General features: G+C 73.4%; 17 protein-coding genes and 1 riboswitch. Of the genes, 8 read left to right on the top strand and 9 right to left on the bottom strand.

Annotated features, from left to right (window positions below; genetic code table 11):
• Nucleotides 1–46: 46 nt before the first annotated feature.
• The 3 genes from groL to OG799_RS31230 form a co-directional block, all read right to left on the bottom strand.
• The gene (groL, locus tag OG799_RS31240; protein WP_406040265.1) at nucleotides 47–1,669 is read right to left on the bottom strand and encodes a chaperonin GroEL; all 1,623 of its coding nucleotides are present in this window, start codon (nucleotides 1,667–1,669) and stop codon (nucleotides 47–49) included.
• Between the two features lie 277 nt (nucleotides 1,670–1,946).
• Nucleotides 1,947–2,954, bottom strand: coding sequence for a hypothetical protein (locus OG799_RS31235; RefSeq protein WP_406040263.1), 1,008 nt, complete (start codon nucleotides 2,952–2,954; stop codon nucleotides 1,947–1,949).
• Between the two features lie 194 nt (nucleotides 2,955–3,148).
• On the bottom strand, nucleotides 3,149–3,352 hold the full coding sequence (locus tag OG799_RS31230; protein WP_013288855.1) for a cold-shock protein: 204 nt from the start codon (nucleotides 3,350–3,352) through the stop codon (nucleotides 3,149–3,151).
• A 222-nt stretch (nucleotides 3,353–3,574) separates the two neighbouring features.
• Here OG799_RS31230 and OG799_RS31225 point away from each other — a divergent pair, with 222 nt between their 5' ends.
• Nucleotides 3,575–4,105 carry a GNAT family N-acetyltransferase gene (locus tag OG799_RS31225; protein ID WP_406040260.1) on the top strand — a complete coding sequence of 177 codons (531 nt, stop codon included), beginning with the start codon at nucleotides 3,575–3,577 and terminating at the stop codon, nucleotides 4,103–4,105.
• Between the two features lie 42 nt (nucleotides 4,106–4,147).
• Here OG799_RS31225 and paaN read toward each other — a convergent pair whose 3' ends face one another.
• The 4 genes from paaN to OG799_RS31205 form a co-directional block, all read right to left on the bottom strand.
• Nucleotides 4,148–5,821: a phenylacetic acid degradation protein PaaN gene (gene paaN / locus OG799_RS31220; protein WP_406040258.1), complete on the bottom strand. Its 1,674-nt coding sequence runs from the start codon at nucleotides 5,819–5,821 to the stop codon at nucleotides 4,148–4,150.
• Nucleotides 5,822–5,873: 52 nt separating this feature from the next.
• A complete protein-coding gene (locus tag OG799_RS31215; protein ID WP_406040256.1) occupies nucleotides 5,874–6,893 on the bottom strand; it encodes a GNAT family N-acetyltransferase in 1,020 nt (339 codons plus the stop codon).
• 359 nt (nucleotides 6,894–7,252) lie between these two features.
• Nucleotides 7,253–8,539 carry a threonine synthase gene (gene thrC / locus OG799_RS31210; protein ID WP_406040254.1) on the bottom strand — a complete coding sequence of 429 codons (1,287 nt, stop codon included), beginning with the start codon at nucleotides 8,537–8,539 and terminating at the stop codon, nucleotides 7,253–7,255.
• An 11-nt stretch (nucleotides 8,540–8,550) separates the two neighbouring features.
• Nucleotides 8,551–8,684, bottom strand: a riboswitch (SAM riboswitch).
• A 169-nt stretch (nucleotides 8,685–8,853) separates the two neighbouring features.
• On the bottom strand, nucleotides 8,854–9,828 hold the full coding sequence (locus tag OG799_RS31205) for a DMT family transporter (protein WP_406040252.1): 975 nt from the start codon (nucleotides 9,826–9,828) through the stop codon (nucleotides 8,854–8,856).
• A 90-nt stretch (nucleotides 9,829–9,918) separates the two neighbouring features.
• Here OG799_RS31205 and OG799_RS31200 point away from each other — a divergent pair, with 90 nt between their 5' ends.
• Entirely contained in the window at nucleotides 9,919–10,224 is a 306-nt protein-coding gene (locus tag OG799_RS31200; protein ID WP_406040250.1) for an ArsR/SmtB family transcription factor, read from the top strand.
• 12 nt (nucleotides 10,225–10,236) lie between these two features.
• Nucleotides 10,237–10,674, top strand: a complete 438-nt coding sequence (locus OG799_RS31195; RefSeq protein WP_406040248.1) for a DUF4232 domain-containing protein — start codon at nucleotides 10,237–10,239, stop codon at nucleotides 10,672–10,674.
• Here OG799_RS31195 and OG799_RS31190 read toward each other — a convergent pair.
• Together OG799_RS31190 and OG799_RS31185 are read right to left on the bottom strand one after the other, a co-directional pair.
• Entirely contained in the window at nucleotides 10,669–11,586 is a 918-nt protein-coding gene (locus tag OG799_RS31190) for an ABC transporter permease (RefSeq protein ID WP_406040246.1), read from the bottom strand. The two genes, OG799_RS31195 and OG799_RS31190, sit on opposite strands and share 6 nt — an antisense overlap.
• On the bottom strand, nucleotides 11,586–14,453 hold the full coding sequence (locus OG799_RS31185; RefSeq protein WP_406040244.1) for an alpha/beta fold hydrolase: 2,868 nt from the start codon (nucleotides 14,451–14,453) through the stop codon (nucleotides 11,586–11,588). Before OG799_RS31185 ends, OG799_RS31190 begins: the two co-directional genes overlap by 1 nt.
• Before the next feature lie 375 nt (nucleotides 14,454–14,828).
• Here OG799_RS31185 and OG799_RS31180 point away from each other — a divergent pair, with 375 nt between their 5' ends.
• From OG799_RS31180 to OG799_RS31160, 5 genes are read left to right on the top strand one after another with little or no spacing between them, the layout of a single operon-like run.
• The gene (locus OG799_RS31180; RefSeq protein ID WP_406040242.1) at nucleotides 14,829–16,001 is read left to right on the top strand and encodes a hypothetical protein; all 1,173 of its coding nucleotides are present in this window, start codon (nucleotides 14,829–14,831) and stop codon (nucleotides 15,999–16,001) included.
• Complete coding sequence (locus tag OG799_RS31175; RefSeq protein WP_406040240.1) at nucleotides 15,988–18,486, top strand: nitrate- and nitrite sensing domain-containing protein; 2,499 nt, start codon at nucleotides 15,988–15,990, stop codon at nucleotides 18,484–18,486. The genes OG799_RS31180 and OG799_RS31175 overlap by 14 nt, the downstream gene beginning before the upstream one ends.
• Nucleotides 18,483–18,947, top strand: coding sequence for a roadblock/LC7 domain-containing protein (locus OG799_RS31170; protein WP_130329367.1), 465 nt, complete (start codon nucleotides 18,483–18,485; stop codon nucleotides 18,945–18,947). Before OG799_RS31175 ends, OG799_RS31170 begins: the two co-directional genes overlap by 4 nt.
• Nucleotides 18,944–19,435 carry a DUF742 domain-containing protein gene (locus OG799_RS31165; RefSeq protein WP_406040238.1) on the top strand — a complete coding sequence of 164 codons (492 nt, stop codon included), beginning with the start codon at nucleotides 18,944–18,946 and terminating at the stop codon, nucleotides 19,433–19,435. Before OG799_RS31170 ends, OG799_RS31165 begins: the two co-directional genes overlap by 4 nt.
• Entirely contained in the window at nucleotides 19,413–20,174 is a 762-nt protein-coding gene (locus OG799_RS31160) for a GTP-binding protein (RefSeq protein ID WP_406040236.1), read from the top strand. Before OG799_RS31165 ends, OG799_RS31160 begins: the two co-directional genes overlap by 23 nt.
• Nucleotides 20,175–20,215 lie beyond the last annotated feature (41 nt).

The raw sequence follows: 20,215 nt of genomic DNA, 5'->3' as shown, positions 1-20,215 counted from the left end.
ACCGCTGACGCGGCCCGCCCCCTTTCGGCGTTCGGTGGAACTGGACTCAGAAGTCCATCTCCCCGCCACCCGGACCAGCCGGGGCGGCCGGGGTCTTCTCCGGCTTGTCCGCCACGACGGCCTCGGTGGTGAGGAAGAGCGCCGCGATCGACGAGGCGTTCTGCAGCGCCGAGCGGGTCACCTTGGCCGGGTCGATGATGCCCGCGGCCAGCAGGTCGACGTACTCGCCGTTGGCGGCGTTCAGGCCCCAACCCGCCTCGATGTTGCGGACGTGCTCGACGACCACGCCACCCTCGAGGCCGGCGTTGACGGCGATCTGCCGCAGCGGGGCGTCCAGCGCGATCTTGACGATCTGCGCGCCGGTCGCCTCGTCGCCGGTCAGGTCCAGCTTGTCGAAGGCGGTCTTGCCGGCCTGGACCAGCGCGACGCCACCACCCGGGACGATGCCCTCCTCGACGGCGGCCTTCGCGTTGCGAACGGCGTCCTCGATGCGGTGCTTGCGCTCCTTGAGCTCGACCTCGGTGGCCGCGCCGACCTTGATCACCGCAACGCCGCCGGCCAGCTTGGCCAGCCGCTCCTGCAGCTTCTCCCGGTCGTAGTCGGAGTCGCTCTTCTCGATCTCGGCGCGGATCTGGTTGACCCGACCCTGGATCTGCTCGGCGTCACCGGCGCCGTCGACGATGGTGGTCTCGTCCTTGGTCACCACGACCTTGCGGGCGCGGCCCAGCATGTCGAGGCCGACGGCGTCCAGCTTGAGGCCGACCTCCTCGCTGATGACCTGACCACCGGTGAGGATGGCGATGTCGGCCAGCATGGCCTTGCGGCGGTCACCGAAGCCCGGCGCCTTGACGGCGACCGACTTGAAGGTGCCGCGGACCTTGTTGACCACCAGGGTGGCCAGGGCCTCGCCCTCGATGTCCTCGGAGATGATCAGCAGCGGCTTGCCCGACTGCATGACCTTCTCCAGGATCGGGAGCAGGTCCTTCACCGACGAGATCTTGCTGTTGACGATCAGGAGGTACGGGTCGTCGAAGACGGCCTCCATACGCTCCGGGTCGGTCATGAAGTACGCGGAGATGTAACCCTTGTCGAAGCGCATACCCTCGGTGAGCTCAAGCTCCAGGCCGAAGGTGTTGCTCTCCTCGACGGTGATGACGCCTTCCTTGCCGACCTTGTCCATCGCCTCGGCGATGATCTCGCCGACGGTGCTGTCACCGGCGGAGATGGAGGCGGTGGAGGCGATCTGCTCCTTGGTCTCGACGTCCTTGGCGAGCTTGGACAGCTCCTCCGAGACGCTGGCCACGGCGGCCTCGATGCCCCGCTTCAGGGCCATCGGGTTGGCGCCGGCGGCCACGTTGCGCAGGCCCTCACGGACCAGGGCCTGGGCCAGGACGGTCGCCGTCGTCGTGCCGTCACCGGCGACGTCGTCGGTCTTCTTGGCGACCTCCTTGACCAGCTCGGCGCCGATCTTCTCGTACGGGTCCTCGAGCTCGATCTCCTTGGCGATGCTCACACCATCGTTGGTGATGGTGGGGGCACCCCACTTCTTCTCGAGCACGACGTTGCGGCCCTTGGGGCCGAGTGTCACCTTCACGGCGTCGGCGAGCTGGTTCATGCCCCGCTCGAGGCCGCGGCGCGCCTCTTCGTCGAACGCGATCATCTTGGCCATACGGCGTTGTCCTCCTGGACACTCACGGGCCACCCGAGTGTGTCTCCCGGATGGGCCGCCTGGTGTACGCACCTTGGCGACGTCGCCACCTGGCGACGACGACGTCTCCTCGGTCGGGCCGGACAGCCCGCGACGACCGGCCATGTGCCACCCCGGCGCCATCGAGACGCCCGTGTGGCCGTGGCCCTACCGCCCCGACCATTGGCACTCACGGTATGCGAGTGCCAATGACCTGTTTAGCACTCTCCCTTGCCGAGTGCAAGCACGATGGCCCCGCTCAGCCGAGTTCCGCGGCCAGTCGCGCGGCGTTCACCGGGCCCTCGTGGGCGCGCTGCTCGGCGTACGTCACGACGAGGCCGATCAGGTAGGCCAGCCAGGCCGGCAGGTAGAGCAGCACGGTGACCACCGAGCCAACGACGGTGCCGGCGGTGATCTCGAAGGCGCCGGTCGGCCCGCCGGCCAGGCTGATGATCATCTGCACCGGTACGGCCACCAACGAGCTCACCATCGCCATCAGGCCGACCAGGAGTACCCGGCCGAGGACCTGCCCGAACCGGGCGTGGAAGATCTTGAAGGACCGGCTGATCGGGTTGCCCCGCTCAAATAGGAACACCGGACCGGCGAGGCTGAGCGCGACCATCAGGTAGAGCCCGGGCAGGTAGCAGAAGACCGCGCCGACCATCACCAACGCGAACACGAGCAGCATCCAACCCCAGAGCGCCGGAGCCCGCCGCAGGCCGTACCGCAGCGCCCCGCCCACCGTCACCGGCTCGCCGGCCGCCTGCCGCGTGACCGCCCACGTGCCGGCCGCCCAGCCGACGCACTGGATCGCCAGGGCGAACACCCCGACCACGATGGCCACCCCGACGAAGACGAATAGTTCGCGGAAGTACTCGGCGGGGAACGGGGCGGGCGGCTCACCCGGCGCGGTGACCGTGATGGTGGGCCGCGGGTAGAACGGCAGGGCGAGCAGCGTGATCGCGATGGCCGGCAGCCCCTGGGTGAGCAGCATGATCGGCACGAGCGTGCGCCAACTGCGACGCAGCGCGCCGAGGACGCGCTCGAACCAGCCGCCGACGCCGAACCCGGGCGGAGTGACCAGCGGGTCCTGTGGGTCGTATGCCGAGCCGGCCGGCCACGGCGCGAGCCCGGCCGGCGGATAGCCACCGTACGGCGGGTAGCCGGCGAAGTGGGGCTGTTGCCCGTACGGCGACGGCCCGGCGGGAGGCGAGGGCGGCCCGAACGCCGGCGGCGCCCAGCCGGACGGCCCCGGCTGGGGCGGCACGGCCGGGACCCCTCCGCCCCACTGGCCGGGGCCGGCAGGCCCCGACGGGTGGGGCCGGGGAGCATTCGGCGGAGGCAAGTCGGACATGGGCCCTCCTCAGCGGCGATGGCTGGAACGGCTCATGATCTTCCTTGGCGCGCGCCCGCGGCGCAGCCCCTGATCGGGTGGAAACGCAGCCGGACGGCGGCGCGGGGTCAGGCGATGACGCGGACGCGCTCGGCCTGCGGCCCCTTCTGGCCCTGGGCGATCTCGAACTCGACCCGCTGGCCGTCGTCCAGCGCCTTGTAGCCGTCCATCTCGATCGCGGAGAAGTGAACGAAGACGTCCTGCCCGCCGTCGACGGCGATGAAGCCGTAGCCCTTTTCGGCGTTGAACCACTTCACGGTGCCCTGTGCCACGGTGCACTTCCTCACTCTGCGCGGCGTTCCACAACCCCCGGACGCCGGCCGAGCCCGCGCCCGGACCACCGTTTCGGCGATCGGCGACGGCCGCTGATTCGGTGACCGAAATCGCACGCTACACGAGGCGTGACGACGGCGCACGACCACAAATCAGGCATATTCCGGGCAGGATCCGGCCCGGCGCGACATGGACGACCGTCCCTCCGGTATGCATGCGACATGACGAGCGCGCCGACCATCACCGCCACCCGGACGACCACCGTCCGCCGGATCCACCCGGAGGACGCCGCCCGGATGCGGGCGCTGCGGCTGGAGATGCTCGCCGACGCGCCGCTGGCCTTCCTGGAGACCGTGGCGGAGGCCGCCGCCCGCCCGCACGCCGACTACGCGGCCCGGATCGCCGCCGTGTCGCACGGCGCCGCCACGGCCCAGTTCGTCGCCGACCCCGGTGGCCGGTTCGTCGGCCACGCCGGCGGCACCGTCACCCCGGAGGAGCCCGGCCTGACCGTGATCTACGCCGTGTACCTCACCCCGGCCTGGCGGGGCAGCGGACTGCTCGCCGAACTGGTCGACGCGGTGGCGGCCTGGTCCCGCGCGTGCGGCCGGCCCGAGCTGATGCTGGAGGTGGTGGTCGGCAACGACCGCGCCTACCGGGCGTACCAGCGGCTGGGCTTCGTGGACACCGGCGTGCGGGTGCCGCACCCGAAGGTCCCGACCCTGCGCGAACTCCAGATGCGCCGCCCGGCCTGAGCGGACGGCCCGTCCCCCGGCGGGGACGGGCCGGCCACCCGGTCAGACGTGCCGGCGGCTCTGCACGATGCGGAACCGGTTCGCCACGTACGCGCCGTCGGTCAGCGCGGCGTTGGCGGCCGGGTTGGCGCCGCTGCCGTGGAAGTCGGAGAACGCCGCCGACTGGTTGACGAAGACGCCGCCGGTCAGGTTGCAGGACAGGTGCACGCCGGCGTCGATCGCCGCCGCCTCGGCCGCGTCCAGCACCGCCTCGTCGGTCGAGTAGACCGCCGCGGTCAGCGCCCCCTTCTCGCCGACCGTGGACCGCAGGATGTCGAGGCTGTGCGCGGTCGAGTCGGTGGCGATGGCGAACGAGATCGGGCCGAACCACTCCCGCGAGTAGGTCACGGTGTCGTCGGCGGCCAGCTTGACGATGGTCGGCGTCCGGACCACCGCGCCGGGGAAGGCCGGGTGCTCGACCGTACGCGACTCCAGCACCGGCTCACCAACCTTGGTGACCTCGTCGAGGCGCTCCAGCACGCCGTCGTTGACGATCGCGCCGGTCAGCTCGACGCCGCGGGCCGGGTCGGCGGTGAGCTTGCCGACCGCACCGGCGATCCCGGCGGCCACCTCGTCGAAGCTCTTGTGCCCCTGGTCGGTGGCGATGCCGTCCCGGGGGATCAGGATGTTCTGCGAGGTGGTGCACATCTGGCCGCTGTACAGGGTCAGCGTGAAGCCCAGGTTGCGGCACAGCCCGGCGAAGTCGTCGGTGGAGTCGATCACCACCGTGTTCAGGCCGGCCTTCTCGGTGTAGACGGCGGCCTGCCGGGCGTTCGCCTCCAGCCAGTCGCCGTACTCGGTGGAGCCGGTGAAGTCGACGATCTTGACGGCCGGGTGCAGGGCGAGGGTGGAGGCCAGCTTCTCGCCCGGCGCCTCGGGGGCGAGCAGCACCAGGTTCGGGTCGAAACCGGCCTCGGCGAGCACCTCGCGGGCGTACTTCACGGTGATGGCCAGCGGCAGGACGGCGCGCGGGTGCGGCTTGACGACCACCGGGTTGCCGGTGACCAGCGAGGCGAAGAGCCCCGGGTACGAGTTCCAGGTCGGGAAGGTGTTGCAGCCGATCACCAGCGCCACACCCCGCGGCACCACGTGGAAGGTCTTGGTCATCCGCAGCGGGTCACCCTTGCCGGCGGCCTTCTCCCAGCCGGCCGTCCCCGGGTGGCGGGTCATCTCCGCGTACGCGTAGGCGACCGCCTCCAGCGCCCGATCCAGCGCGTGCGCGCCGCCGGCCTGGAAGGCCATCACGAACGCCTGGCCGCTGGTGAACTGCACCGCGTTGGCCAGCTCGAAGATGTGCTTGTGCAGCCGGTCCAGGATCTCCAGGCAGACGCCCACCCGGGTCTGCGGGCCGGCGTCCCGCCAGGCCGGCAGCCCGGCGGACGCGGCGGCCACCAGCTCCTCGGCGCCGGCGTGCGGGTAGCGCACGTTCAGCTCCAGCCCGAACGGGCTGGCCTCGGTGGCGATGGTCTCGCCGGCACCGGGCTGGTCGAGGGGGAAGTCGCCGTTCAGGTACGCCTCGAAGGCGGCCCTGCCGTCGGCGGCGGCGGTCTCGCCGTACACCCGGGGGCTGGGCGACTCGGGGTAGGCGGACCAGTAGCCCCGCTCGGTGATCGCGGTCAGCGCGCGGTTGAGGGTGTCGGCGTGCCTGTCGTAGAGAGGGTGCGGGGTCTCCGTCATGCCCGCCATCATGCAACAGGAAGCCACCAGATCAGTAGGGCCGTGTCACAAGTCAGATCGTCAGCTGCCAGTCTGTCCAGGCGTCGACCGGGCAAAAGCCGAGCTGTTCGTTGATGTCGATCATGTGCCGGTTCTCGGCGGCGTTCCAGGTGTCGATCACCCGCAGGGCCGGCTCGTGGCCGAGCACCCAGCGTAGGTTCTCCACCTTGGTGAGCAAGCCGAGCCGGTGCCCCCGGTGCGTCGGGTCGACGATGGTGATCTGCTGGAACGCGTGCCAGTCGGCGCTCGGGCCCAGGTCGATCAGGGTCCAGGCGACCACCCGGCCGGTCGCCTCGTGCACGGCCGCGTGGTGGTAGCGGCGGCGGCCCCGGGCGTCCAGCGCCCGTTCGGTCCCCCGCAGCCGCGCGACGTCCACCTGCTCCGGCTCCCAGACCAGGTCGCCCAGCGGCGCGTCGGTCATCAGCCGGCCGTCGAGGTAGGCCACGTCGGCGGCGTACTTCTCGGGGGTGTCGCCCCGCCACCGGACCGTGCGGTAGCCGGCGGCATGGGCACGGGCGTCGGCGGCCAGGGCGTCGAGCGCGGCGTGGTCGAGCCGGTCGGTCTCCAGCCGGCGGCGCACCTCGGCGAGCACCGGGCGGGCGCCCATCGCGGCGGCGAAGGCGCCGCCGGCCTCCGGCCGGGCGACTCCCCCGGGGAGCGCCGAGACCGCCATCCCCATCATCCGCTTGCGGCCGTGCTCACCGAGCAGCCGCAGGCAGTGCTCGTGCAGCGCCCGGCCGATGCCCCGCCGCCGGTACGCCGGGTGCACGACCACGTCGACGGTCGAGTTGTCGGTGTTGTCGAGCTGCGGCAGGTCCAGTCCCAGGTAGCCGGCCGGCACGCCATCGAACCGGGCCAGCGCCCAGCGCGGCGCGTTGCCCGGCATCGGCTGCCGGACGGCGGCGTCGAAGCGCTGCCGGCAGAACGGCGGGAAGTCCGGCAGGTCGGCCGCGTTCGCCGCCGCGCCGATCCGGTACGCCTCGTCGATCGCGGCCTGGTCGGCGGCGTCGAACGGCGCGATCGTGATGCCCATGCCAGCGAGGGTCCGTCAGGAACAGCGATCGGGCCAGCGAATTTCGCTGGCCCGATCGCGACGTTGGTCGGGAGGGACGATCGCACAACGCCTCCGGCGTTGGGTCGTAAGAACTTGAAAAGTCTCCGGCGAAACGCCCTCCCGCACGGAGCATCCTGCGCCGTCCGAATCCTGCCGTCAAGTCCTTAGCGGCGGGTTTTTCATACTCACAGCGAAAAGCCAGTTACTCAACGGATCCGCCCAATCCCCCACCCGGGCGATCCCCCACCGCGCGCGATCTTGCACCTTGTGTCGGTCATGTGGCCCGACATGCGCCTTTTGCCCAGGCAGCAAATGCAAGATCGCGGGGAGGGCGGGGGTCAGGAGAGGAGGCCGGCGTCGCGGGCGGCGCGGAGGGAGGGCTTGATGCGGTGGGTGGGGCCGACCTCGCCGGCGACGGCGTCGATGGTCTTCAGACCCTCGCCGGTGTTGAAGACGACCGTTTCCGCCGTGGGGTCGAGGCGGCCGGACTCGACCAGCTTGCGGAGCACCGCCACGGTGACCCCGCCGGCGGTCTCGGCGAAGACGCCGGTGGTCCGGGCCAGCAGTCGGATGCCGGCGCGGATCTCGTCGTCGTCGGCGTACTCCATCCAGCCGCCGGTGCGGCGGACCGCCTCCAAGGCGTACAGGCCGGCGGCCGGGTCGCCGATGTTCAGCGACTTGGCGATGCCGGTCGGCTTGACCGGGGTGATGGTGTCGCTGTCGGCGTGCAGGGCGGTGGCGATCGGGTTGCAGCCGGCCGACTGCGCGCCGAAGACCTTCCAGCCGCCGGCCGGCGCCGCCACCAGGCCGATCTCGACCAGCTCCGAGAACGCCTTGTCGATCTTTGTGAGCAGCTCGCCGGAGGCCATCGGGATCACCACCTGCGCCGGGATCCGCCAGCCGAGCTGCTCGGCCACCTCGTACCCGAGGGTCTTCGAGCCCTCCGCGTAGTACGGCCGGACGTTGACGTTGACGAACGCGGTGTCCTCGAACTCGTCGGTTTCCACCAGCTCCCCGCAGAGCCGGTTCACGTCGTCGTACGAGCCGTCGATGGCGACCAGCTCGCCGCCGTAGACGGCGGTGGTGACCACCTTGCCCTGCTCCAGGTCGCTGGGGATGAACACCACCGACGGCGCCCCGGCCCGGGCCGCGTGGGCGGCGACCGAGTTGGCCAGGTTGCCGGTGGAGGCGCAGGCGTACCGGGTGAAGCCGAGCGCCCGGGCGGCGGTCAGCGCCACCGAGACCACCCGGTCCTTGAACGAGTGGGTGGGGTTGGCGCTGTCGTCCTTCACCCAGAGCGGGGCGGTGATGCCCAGCTCGGCGGCGAGATTGGGGGCGGCGACCAGCGGGGTGAGCCCCGGGTCCACGGTCACCCGGCTGGCCGGGTCCTGGCCGGCGGGGAGCAGCGCGGCGTACCGCCAGAGGTTCTTCGGGCCGGCCTCGATCTGCTCCCGGGTGACGGTGGCGAGCGCGGCGGCGTCGTAGTCCACCTCGAGCGGACCGAAACACTCGTAGCAGGCGTGCTGGGCGGCCAGCGGGTAGCGCGTGGAACAGGCGCGGCAGACCAGGGCGCGGGCGGGGCTGAGGGTGGTGTCGATACCGGCGGCGGGAAGCGTCGACGTCATGTCGCGGGTTCCTCTCATCTTTCCCCGCATCGCACCGTGCGGCGGGGACGGAATTGGCACCTGCCCGCTCCTCGCTCGTCGTCGAGCGTGCGGGTGGTTGCCGGGGCGTCGTCGGGCCGTATCCCTCAGCCCCTCTGGATGAGGTATGCAGTTGTGCCGCCGAGTCTATGCACTCACGGCGCACCTGCCGAACGGAGTTCCCACGGTGTGAGCCACCCCCGCTCACCAGCGCCAAGATCCGCGCAACGTCCGGGAGGTGGGGCCCCTCCGCCGCCGGGTGCCCCCACCTCCCGGGCGTTGCCGCTCCGCTCACCTCACCGGGCCACCACGGCGATCGGGTCGACCATCGCCGGCCGGTCGGTGACCGCCACCGGGACGGGCGCCCCGGCGAGGGTGGTGGCGGCGCGGGAGCGGGTGGCCAGGTTGGCGGCGATCAGGGCGGCGATGGTCAGGGCCGCGCCGACCAGTTCCACGACGCCGGGCCGGTAGCCCCGGGCGGTCTGCACCACGAAGGTGGTCACCGGGACCAGGTTCATGAACAGGGCGGCGTCGGCCGCGCCGAGCCGCTGCACCCCGGTGTTCCAGGCCAGCACCGCGAGGACGGCGGCGACGAGCACCGCGTACGCCAACTGCGGGGCGACCGCGACGAGGTCGGCGGCGGCCGGCAGGTGCTGCCAGCCGGCGAGGTCGGCGGTGAGGCTGCCGGCGAGCATCGCGGCCGTGCCGGCGACCGCGGTGAGTGTGGTGTAGCGCAGCGGGGACCAGCCGGTGAACCGGCTCGCGCCGTGGGTGTAGACGGCCCAGCCCAGCACCGCGCCGATCATCAGCAGCCCGCCGACGCCGAACTGCCCCAGCCCGTCGAGCCGGCCCCGGGTGATCACCAGGCCGACGCCGACGAGGGCGAGCAGCGAGAACCCGAGCAGCACCGGACGGGGGCGTACGCCGTCGCGGACCCAGCGGACCAGCTGGGTGACCAGCGGGGTGGTGGCGGCGAAGAGGGCGATCTGCTGCGGGGCGGCGTGCCCGAGCGCCAGGTTGGTCAGCACGTTGAACCCGGCGAAGCCGAGCACGCCGAGCACCACCACCTCGACCGCGCGGCCGCCGGCGCGCAGGGCGGCCAGGCCCTCCCGGGCCAGCAGCAGGGCGAGCAGGACGGCGCTGGCGAGGACGTACCGGGCGGTGGTGAGGTTCAGCGCGTCGACCCGGGTCAGGGCGCTGGCCAGCACGGGGAACATGACCCCCCAGCTGAGCACCGCGAAGAGCGGGAAGGCGGCGTGACGAGAACGCACGAGAGCTCCTATGTTCGAGTATCGTCGAACCAACGGCACCGACTGTAGGAGCATGTTCGACGGATGTCGAACAACGGTTACACTGGTCACATGGAGCTCCACGAACCCGAACTGCGGGACGTACCGGTCACCGCCGTGCTCGCCGCGCTGGCCGACGACGTACGGCTGCAGATCGTGCGCGCCCTCGCCGAGGGCGACGAGTACGCCTGCGGCACCTTCGAGTTCGGCGTGTCCAAGGCGACCCGCAGCCACCACCTGAAGGTGCTGCGCGAGGCCGGCCTGACCCGGACCCGGGTCGCCGGCACCAGCCGGTACGTCCGGCTGCGCCGCGACGACCTGGACCGCCTCTACCCCGGCCTGCTCGACGCGGTCCTCACCGCGCCCACCCGTTCCTGACAGGATCGGCGGGTGACGGGGGCGCGGGTGGCGGGGCGGCTGCTGGCGGCGCTGGGGAGCGCAGTGGACGGGCAGCCGATGGCGGTCCGGATCGTGCCCGGGGCGACGGGGATCGCCGCCGGCTTCGACACCCCGCCCCGGCAGCTCGTCCTCGCCCCCGGCGACCGGGCTCAGGCGGCCCTGTTGTGGCGGAACACGGTCACCGACGCCACGGTGCCCGCCGCCAACGGCCGCTACCTGGCGGTCGCCCCGGTATCGGGCCGGCCGGCCCAGCCGGTCGAGCTGGACGGGCCGATCGACCTCGGCACCACCGGCCGGCTCGGCGCCAGCGCCTGGCGGCCGGCCGAGCGACCGAAGCCCGGGGACCAGACGACCGGGACGCCGCCCGCCGGCCCGGGGACCAGTGGGCCGCCCGCGACGCTGACCCCGCCGCCCGACAGCCGACTATGAGGTGACGTCCTTGCGGGTGAAGCGCCAGAAGGCCAGCCCCCAGAAGAGCGTCGCGTAGCTCACTGCCGAGATCGCCCCCCGCACCACGTCGTCGGTCTGCACCGGCGTGGACAGCAGCCCCAGCCAGGCGCTGCTGTAGTGGGTCGGCAGAAAGGCGCGCAGGCCGCCGAGGGCGGTGATCTGGTCCAGGATGCTGGAGAGGATCCAGAGCAGCACCGCGCCACCGACCGCGCCGAGCGCGGCGTCTGTGGTCACCGAGAGCAGGAACGCCAGCCCGGCCACCACCAGCAGGACGACCGCCAGGTAGCCGAGCACCGCCAGCAGCCGCAGCAGCCCCTCGCCGGGCGCCAGCTCGGCGGAGACCTGGCTGCGCAGCGGCGACCAGCCGTACCGGAGGGTGCCGGCGAGCAGCGCGGTGCCGGCGAGCAGCAGCAGGGCCAGCGCCGAGTACGCGAGCGCGACCAGCAGCTTCACCGTGAGCAGCCGGGCCCGGGGCACCGGGATCGCCAGCAGGTAGCGCAGGCTGCCCCAGCTCGCCTCGCTGGCCACCGTGTCCCCGCAGAACAGCGCCACCACCACGACCAGCAGGAACGACGCCGACACGAAGATCGAGAAGAGGGTGAAGTTGAGCCCGCCCGAGGTGGCCAGGTCGACCAGGCTGCCGAACTCGTTGCGCCCGTTGCGGTCGTCCTCGCCGGAATTGAACTGGAACGCGACCAGGATGATCAGCGGCAGCAGCACCATGAAGCCGAGCGCCAGCTGGGTACGCCGCCGCGACGCCTGCCGGCGGAACTCCGCCGCGAACGGCAGGGTGGCCGACGGCCGGTAGCCGACCGCCGCCCCGCCCGGACCGACCAGACCCGTCCGGCCGCCGCCGACGTCGCCCGCCTCCACCGAAGACGACTGCCCCATCACCGGTCCCCGCTTCCCCGAGAGTTCTCGCCGACCAGGGCCAGGAACGCGTCCTCCAGGCGGCGCCGGGGCACCACCCGGTCCACCCCGATGCCGGCCCGGACCAGCTCCGCCACCACCTCGCTGCGCGCGGTGCCGTTGGTGTCCACCACCAGGCCGCCGTCGCCGTCGGGCAGCACCCGGACCCCGTGCAGCCGGTCCAGCACGGTGCGGGCGGCGTCCGGGTCGGTCACGTCGAAGAGCACACTCGGCGATTCGCCGACGATCTCCTCCACCGGGCCGGAGGCCACGATCCGGCCCTTGTTCACCACCACCGCGTGGGTGCAGGTCTGCTCCACCTCGGCCAGCAGGTGGCTGGAGACCAGCACCGCCCGGCCGTCGGTGGCGTACCGCTGGAGCACCCGGCGCATCTCGGCGATCTGCGGCGGGTCGAGGCCGTCGGTCGGCTCGTCGAGCACCAGCAGCTCCGGCAGGCCGAGCATGGCCTGCGCGATGGCCAGCCGCTGCCGCATGCCGTGGCTGTAGTTCTTCGTCCGCCGGTGCACCGAGGAGCCCAGGCCGGCGATCTCCAGCGCCTCGTCGAAGTGCGCGTCGGCCCAGGGCCGCCCGGTGGCCCGCCAGTACGCCTTCAGGTTCTCCAGACCGGACAGGTGCGGCAGGAAGCCCGGCCCCTCCACCAGCGCGCCGATCCGGGACAGCACCGGCGAGCCGGGCACCAACCGGTGCCCGAAGACGTAGATCTCCCCGGCCGTCGGCTGGGTCAGCCCCATCAGCACCCGCAGGGTGGTGGTCTTGCCGGCGCCGTTCGGGCCGAGCAGGCCGACCACCTGACCGGGGTGCACCTCGAAGTCGACTTCTGCGACGGCGACGAAGCCGTCCGCGTACTCCTTGCGGAGCTGGCGCACGGTGAGCGGGATGCCCGCGTACTCCGGGTGGACGGAGCTGTCCTGGCGGCGGTGCCGGCGGCGGGCGATCAGGACGACCAGGACGAGCCCGACCGCGATCGCGGCGAGCAGCCCGACCAGCACCCAGCGCCAGACCGTGGCGGTGGTGGGGATCGGCTCGCCGTCGACGGTCGGCAGGGTCAGCGCCCCGTCGACGGCGACGGTGTGGACGGTCGGCTCGGGCGGGGTGGCGTACGCCTGGTCGGAGGTGGCCACGACGACCCGCAGCCGGTGCCCGGCCTCGACCCGGCGGACGATCGCCGGCAGGGTGACCGTGACCGGCTGGGCCGCGTCGACGGTCTTCGGCAGGCCGGTGAGGCGGACCGGGGCGACCAGGCCGTCGGGCAGCGTGGCGGCGCCGTTCGGGTCGACGTCGTAGAGCTTGACGAAGAGCACCGCCTCGCCGGTCGGTGACGCCGCCCGGACCCGGACCGTCGGCGAGCCGACCACGTCGACCGCCTCGTCCAGCGGCGCGGACTCGAACCGGGCGTGCTGGCCGGGGATGTCGCCGGCCACGCCGTCCAGCAGCGAGCCGAGCGCCCCGGCGAACGGCACGGCGGAGATGGCCGCCGGGTTGCCGTTGGGCGGGTTGGCGATGGTCTGGGCGGGGCCGGTCACCTCGACCTCGCGCCGGGCGTCGCCGGCGACGCCCGGGTAGTCGGCGGTGCGGTAACCGGTGGCCACCAGCCCCCGGTCGAGGGCGTCGAAGCCGGCGATCCGGGAGAAGGTGAAGCTGTCGCCCGGCACCGCCCCCTCCCCCTTGACGTAGTGGTCGAGCCACTGCGCGGTCAGGAACTTCACCCGGTCGGAGTCGCTGGTCGGCCCCGCGCCGCCGTCGTGGCCGCCGGTGAACCAGGCGACCCGGACGGGGGTGCCGGCGGCGGCGATGCCGCGCGCGTTGGCGTCGGCCTCGGCCAGCGGGAAGAGGGTGTCCGCCTCGCCCTGCACCAGCAGGGTGGGCGCCTTGACCCGGTCGAGCACGCCGGCCGGGGAGGAGCGGCGCAGCAGCTCCACCGCCCCGGCGTCGGCCCGGCCGGTGGTGGCGATCCGCAGGTACGCGGCGCAGACGTCGGCGGCGAACCGGCCGCAGGACGGGTCGGCGGCGCCGGCCGGGGCGCGCCCGGAACCGGTGCCCGGGCCCCCGCCCGGCCGCGGGCTGGGCGCGCCGGCCGACGCCGGGGCACCCTGCGGCTGGGCGGCCGTGGCGCCGGAGATGCCGGCCGGTCCGGAGCCGGCGGAGCCGCCACCGCCGAAGAAGATGCCCGCCCAGCCCTTCTTGAACACACCCTCGGTGGGGGGCTTCCCGGTGCTCTCCGGGAGGAAGGCGCGGGACAGGTCGTTCCAGGTGATCATCGGGACGATCGCGTCGACCCGGGGGTCCTGGGCGGCGAGCAGCAGGGCCAGGCCGCCGCCGTACGAGCCGCCGACCACGCCGACCCGGGGGTCACCAGCGGCGTCGGTCCGGATGTCGGGGCGGGCGGCGAGCCGGTCGAGCAGGCGTTGCGCGTCCCGCACCTCGTAGTCGGGGCTGTCCAGGTGGATCTCGCCGCCACTGCGGCCGAAGCCCCGGGCGGTCCAGGTGAGCACCGCGTACCCGTGCTCGACCAGGTCCTCGGCGTCGGAGCGGACGGACTCCTTGGTGCCGCCGAAGCCGTGCGCGAGCAGCACCGCCGGGACCTTCCGGTCGGCGGAGGCGCCGTCCGGCAGGTAGAGCGTGGTGTCCAGGTCGACCGGCTGGTCGCCGGCCGGTCCGGAGCGGACGGTCACCGTCGCCGACTCGGTCCGGAAGGCGGGTCGGTCCGGCCGGGCCGCCCACACCACGGCGGCGGCCGCCAGGACGACCACCACCGACGCCGCCACGACCCGGCGTCGGCGGGTGGCCAGGGCACGCCGGACCCGCGCGGCCGACAGCGGTGATCTCATGCGGCACACGGTACGGCCCGGATCCTGAGCGTTGCCTGAGATCGGCCGTACGTCCGTCCGGTTGCTCCGGTCGGCGCGCGAGTCCGATCAACCGCGCAACGTCCAGAACATCCCAGCGAGTTGACTTCGGATCACGTGAATTCACATGTACGGCATAAACCACCTCCGATGCGTCCATGACGCACGATCCACGGAACACTGCGTGCCGGCAAGGTCAACAAGCCGTGACATCGCTCGAAGTGACGCGAAGCTGACTCGGCGACGGCGGCCACACGTCCGCGCGGGTCGGCTAGTTTTCCGGTCCGGTGTACGGGACTGCATCGGCGACCCCCGCCACCGGAGGAAGTCCCCCGCCGTCGCCGGAGGAGACAGACCATGACAGTCCCCGCGCCGCGGGTCCGTCGCCGGCCCTCCGTACCCGGCCGGGTGCTTCCCCTGCTGCTCGTGGCGGCCCTGCTGGCCCCGGTGGGGCTGCTCTTCGCCCAGACGCACCGGCTGACCGGGGACGACCGGGACCTCGCGGTCCGGGAACGGCTCGGCGTGCAGTACCTGCGCGCCCTCGGCCCGGTCACCGAGGCGCTGGTGGACGCCCAGACCGCCGCGGTCGGCGGCCGACCGGTCTCCCGGGACGCACTGACCGCCGCGGTCGAGCAGGCCGCCGCCGTCGACAGTGCCGTCGGGGACGAGCTGCGCAGCCACGAGCGCTGGTCCGGGCTGCGCGCCAAGCTGGAGGCGCTGCCCGACCGGGGGCTCACCGACCCCACCACCGCGTACGCCGCGTACGGGGAGATGACCGACCTGCTGCTCGCCCTGCACCGCAAGATCCGGGACAGCTCGGGGCTGATCCGCGACCCGCAGTCCGACTCCTTCTTCCTGCAGGACGGCATCGGCGGCGATCTGCCCGAGGCGATGGTCGCGGCGGGCCGGCTCGCCGACCTGACCGCCCTGGCCGCGCAGCGCCCGGCGACCGAACGCGAGGCGACCCTCGCCGAGCTGGCCGCCCTCCGGGTGGCCGCCCTGGGACCGGCCACCGACCTGGTCGCCGACCTACGGGCCGCGGTCGACAGCTCGGAGAGCACCGAGCTGGGATCGAACGTGCTCACCCCGCTCGACACCTACCAGCGCTCGGTCGAGGCGCTCGCCGCGCTCTCCGCGCCGACCGGCAGGGCGGGCAGCCGACCGATCGACCCCGCCCAGGTCGCCGCCGCCCGACTCAACGCGCAGGCCGCCGCCAAGCAGCTCCAGCCGATCATCCTCGACCAGCTCGACGCGCTGCTGAGGGAGCGGATCGACCGGCTCGACCGGGACCGCCTGCTGGCCTTCGCCGCCGCCGCGCTCGCCGGCCTGCTGGCCGTCGTCCTGGCCGGGGTGCTGATCGGGGCGTACCTGCGGGCCCGCCGCCGCGCCGCCGACGAGCGGCGGGCGCGAGAGGACTCGGGTGCGCTGCCGGCTTGGCAGCCGCCGGCCGAGCCGCGTCCACTCCAACCGGCCGGATCGGGCCGGCCCGGCGAACCCGAGCGCTGGGGGCCCTTCGATGCTGCTCGGTAGGCTCCGCATCCGGGGCAAGCTCGCCCTGCTCGTGATCATTCCGCTGCTCAGCATGGTCGGACTGGCCGTGCCTGCGGTGCTCGACCGGGTGGCCGCCGCCCAGCGGGCCGGCGACATCGCCGCCAGCGTCCGGGTCGCCAGCCGGATCGGCAGCCTCGTCCAGGACCTCCAGCAGGAACGGCTGCTCTCGGTCGGGCTGCTGCTCGGCCGGGTGACCCGGACCGAGCTGATCCAGAAGTCGTCCGGCGTCGACGACCGGGTCGCCGACCTGCGGGCCGGCCGCCTCCCGGACCGGGTCGCCGCCGCCCTCGACGGCGTACGCAAGCTGGCCGAGCTGCGTACCGCCGTGCTGGCCGGGAAGGCGACGCCGACGCAGATCATGGAGGCGTTCGGACCGGTCGACATGGCGCTGATCGAGGCGCTGCGGCTGCCCTTCGGGGTGGACACCCACACCCCGGCCGGGCGGCAGGTGCTCGCGCTGGACGCGCTGCTCCGCACCGACGAGAAGCTGGGCGCCTGCGCCACCCTGATCGTGCTGGTGAAGGCGACGGGCGATCCGCAGGTGATCGCCGGCTACATCGCCTGTATGGCCGCGCTCCAGGTGGACAACCTGCGCTTCCGCAGCCTCATCACAGCGGAACAGTTCAAGCTGGCGCAGCTCGACGACGCGGCGGTGGCCGCCCGGACCAGCCCCACGTTCCAGACCGACAGCGTCAAGGACCCGGTCGCGGCGATCGCCGCGGTGCCGCTGGACGCGCTCTTCCCCTCGGTCCGCTCGATGATCACCCTCGGCCAGTTCGTGGAGAAGAAGATCGTCGCGGACGTCATCGCGGAGACGACCGCCGAAAAGCGACGGTCCCTGACCATCGCGTGGCTGCTCGGCGGGGCGGCGATCCTGATCCTGGCGATCGTGGTGCTGCTCAGCATGGCCGTCGCCCGGACTGTGGCCCGGCCGTTGACCCGCCTCACCCGCTCCGCCGACCGGGTCGCCCGGGTCGCCGAGGCCGAACTGGTCCGGGTGGTCGACGACGATTCCGAAGCCGGCCAACCGGTCCGGCTCGACCCGGTCGACGTCCGGGCCCGGGACGAGATCGGCGACCTGGCCCGCGCCTTCGAACGGGTGCAGAGCACCGCCGCCCGGCTGGTGGAGCGGCAGGTGGCCGGCCGGCGCAACGTGGCGCAGATGTTCGGCCACGTCGGCCGGCGTACGCAGAACCTGGTCGGCCGGCAGATCGCGCTGATCGACCGGCTGGAACGGCAGGAGGCCGACCCGGGGCGGCTGAAGCACCTGTACCGGCTCGACCACATCTCCAGCCGGCTGCGCCGCAACGCCGGCAGCCTGGTGGTGCTCTCCGGCGCGGGCGGCACCGACGGGCACGTGGCCCCGGTGCAGCTCGCCGACGTGGTCCGCCTGGCGCTCGGCGAGATCGAGGACTACACCCGGGTCGACGTGCAGGTCCCGCCGGGAGTGTCGGCGGCGCCCGCCACCGTCGGCGACCTGGTGCTCGCGCTGGCCGAGCTGATGGAGAACGCCACCGTCTTCTCCCCGCCGCACACCCGGGTGGCGGTGGGCGGCGAGCTGACCGACGGCGGGGCACGGCTGAGCGTGGTGGACCGAGGCATCGGCATGACCGAGGAGCGGCTCGCCGAGGAGAACGCCCGGCTGACCCGGCGGGAGCGGCTCGACCTGGCTCCGACCGAGGTGCTGGGGCTGTTCGTGGTCGGCCGGCTGGCCCGCCGGCACGGCTGGACAGTGGACCTGGCCCCGACCGCGGGCGGCGGGGTGACCGCCCGGCTGGAGATCCCCGCCGCGCTGCTGGTGGTCCGGCGGCCGGAGCGCGCCGGCGTCACGGTCGCCCGGGCCGCCGTGCCGGCCCGGGACCGGCGGGCGCTCGGCCAACCGGCCCGCCCGGGTCGGGCGCTCACCGCGGCCGCCGTCCCGGCGGCCGTCGAGGAGCACCCGGGCCTCGACCCGGCGCTGCTCCGGGCCACCCGCAGCCTGGAGACCGCCGAGTCGTGGAACGCCTTCGGCGCGGCGGCCGAGGAGGGCACCGACGCGCCGCCGCCGGCCGTCCCGATGGGTGCCCCGGCCGCCGGAGCGGCGGCGGGCACCCGGCCGCTGATCCGCCAGCGGGTGCCGGGCGCCAGCCTGCCGCGCACCGGCCCGACGGCCAAGCCGGTCGACGCCACCCACGCCGACCCGTCCGCCGTCCGCGCTCTGGTCGAGGACTTCCAGGCCGGGGTACGCCGCGCCGAGCGGAACGCCACCCCGGTCGAGCTCACCCCCGACCGGCCCCGGCTGAGCCGGCGGGTGCCCGGGGCGAACCTGGCCGTCGCCCCGCCCCACGCGCCGGTCGCCAGCCAGCACCCCGGAGACCCGGCCGAGGTCCGCAACCTCATCACCGAGTTCGAGGCGGGCGTCGCCCGCGCGCTGCGCGAAGTCGGTCCAGACCACCACCGCCACGAAGAGGGATCATCACGGTGACCAGCCCCTTCCTGCACGACAACGTCGACCACCAGCACACCGGGGAACTCAGCCCCGAGGCACGCACCTTCAACTGGCTCCTCGACTCGTTCACCTCCAGCACCGCGGGGGTGATGGAGGCGATCGCGGTCTCCTCCGACGGGCTGCTGATGGCGATGTCCTCCATCAAGGACCGGTCCAACGCCGAACGGCTCGCCGCCGTGGTCTCCGGGATGACCAGCCTGGCCGGAGGCGCGGCCAGCTGGTACGCGCTCGGCGGCCTGAACCGGGTGATCGTCGACATGGCCGAGGGCTACCTGCTGATCAGCGCGATCAGCAGCGGCTCGGTGCTCGGCGTGGTCGCCGACCGGTCGGCCAACCTCGGCACGGTGGCGTACGAGATGACCCTCTTCGCCGGCCGGGCCGGCGGCGCGCTGAGCCCGCGGCTCATCGCCGAGCTGAAGAACGCCGTGCAGCAGTGACCCCGGAGGTGGCCGACGAGGAACCGGATCCGGAACCTGGCGTCCGGATCCGTCCCTACCTGCGGTCGCCGTCCCCGGCCGGCGAGCCGGCACCCCCGCCCCTGCCGTACCCCGCCGACGAGGTCGACGAGCGGGACGCCGGCCAGCCGGCGGGCCCGCGTCCGTTCGTGCTGACCGCCGGGCGGGTGTCCGGCGCCGACCCGGCGATCGGGCTGGAGACCCAGGTGACCGCCCGGCCGGAGAGCGGGTCCTGGGCGGTGTCGTCCCGGCTCGCCCCGGAACTCCAGGCCATCGTGGCGCTCTGCGCCGACCCGATCTCGGTCGCGGAGATCTCCGCCCGGACGCGGATGCACTTCGGCGTGACCCGCGTGCTGGTCGGTGACCTGCGCACCGCCGGCCACCTCGACGTGCACGTGGGCGACGCCGCCGAAGCCCTTGACCCCGACATCATCCTGCGAGTGATTGATGGACTCCGTGCGATCTCCTGAATGGCCCGCCGCCGCGACCGGTGGGCTCGCCGCGAACAGCGCCGCCGCCCGGTACGGCGTACCGGCGGGGCCCGGCGCGGCCGCCGGCCGGACGGTGCCGCCGGTCGCGCAGCCGGCGCCGCCGCCGTACCGGCCACCGGGGGCGCCGGCCCCGGCGACCGCGGCCGTCCCGGCCGCCAGGCCGCCGATCCCGGTGAAGATCCTGGTCGCCGGCGGGTTCGGCGTGGGCAAGACCACCACGGTGGGCGCGATCTCCGAGATCGCCCCGCTGACCACCGAGGCGGAGATGACCAGCGCCGGCATCGGCGTCGACGACCCCGGCGTACGCTCCACCAAGACCACCACCACGGTGGCGATGGACTTCGGCTGCGTGACCATCGACCGCAGCCTCAGGCTCTACCTCTTCGGCACTCCGGGGCAGGCGCGGTTCGGCTTCATGTGGGACGACCTGGCCCGGGGCGCGCTCGGCGCGCTGGTGGTGGTGGACAGCGCCCGGCTGGACGACTGCTATCCGGCGGTCGACTTCTTCGAGCGCGCCGGGCTGCCGTTCGTGGTCGGGGTGAACGCCTTCGACGGGCGGCTCGCGCACGACCTGGCCGCGATCCGGTGGGCGCTGGCGATCGGCGACCACGTCCCGCTGGTGCAGTTCGACGCCCGGGACCGGCTCTCGGTGCGGGACGCCCTGCTGGTCGTCCTGGACCGCGCGCTGGACCGGGCGACCCGGGAGAAGGGTGCCTGAACCGACCGTCGGTTCGACCCGTTTCATGGAAAGGGGTGGAC

Origin of the sequence: Micromonospora sp. NBC_00898, from assembly GCF_045207895.1 — a bacterium.
Lineage (GTDB): Bacteria > Actinomycetota > Actinomycetes > Mycobacteriales > Micromonosporaceae > Micromonospora.
Note: the sequence above shows the minus strand (reverse complement) of the source record. Positions and strands in the feature narration are given on the sequence as shown.

What these genes read in the sequence shown, in the direction of transcription:
- groL (WP_406040265.1), bottom strand. Translation starts at nt 1,669, where the DNA reads ATGGCCAAGATGATCGCGTTCGACGAAGAGGCGCGCCGCGGCCTCGAG.
- OG799_RS31225 (WP_406040260.1), top strand. Translation starts at nt 3,575, where the DNA reads ATGACGAGCGCGCCGACCATCACCGCCACCCGGACGACCACCGTCCGC.
- paaN (WP_406040258.1), bottom strand. Translation starts at nt 5,821, where the DNA reads ATGACGGAGACCCCGCACCCTCTCTACGACAGGCACGCCGACACCCTC.
- OG799_RS31215 (WP_406040256.1), bottom strand. Translation starts at nt 6,893, where the DNA reads ATGGGCATCACGATCGCGCCGTTCGACGCCGCCGACCAGGCCGCGATC.
- thrC (WP_406040254.1), bottom strand. Translation starts at nt 8,539, where the DNA reads ATGACGTCGACGCTTCCCGCCGCCGGTATCGACACCACCCTCAGCCCC.
- OG799_RS31200 (WP_406040250.1), top strand. Translation starts at nt 9,919, where the DNA reads ATGGAGCTCCACGAACCCGAACTGCGGGACGTACCGGTCACCGCCGTG.
- OG799_RS31190 (WP_406040246.1), bottom strand. Translation starts at nt 11,586, where the DNA reads ATGGGGCAGTCGTCTTCGGTGGAGGCGGGCGACGTCGGCGGCGGCCGG.
- OG799_RS31185 (WP_406040244.1), bottom strand. Translation starts at nt 14,453, where the DNA reads ATGAGATCACCGCTGTCGGCCGCGCGGGTCCGGCGTGCCCTGGCCACC.
- OG799_RS31180 (WP_406040242.1), top strand. Translation starts at nt 14,829, where the DNA reads ATGACAGTCCCCGCGCCGCGGGTCCGTCGCCGGCCCTCCGTACCCGGC.
- OG799_RS31175 (WP_406040240.1), top strand. Translation starts at nt 15,988, where the DNA reads ATGCTGCTCGGTAGGCTCCGCATCCGGGGCAAGCTCGCCCTGCTCGTG.
- OG799_RS31160 (WP_406040236.1), top strand. Translation starts at nt 19,413, where the DNA reads ATGGACTCCGTGCGATCTCCTGAATGGCCCGCCGCCGCGACCGGTGGG.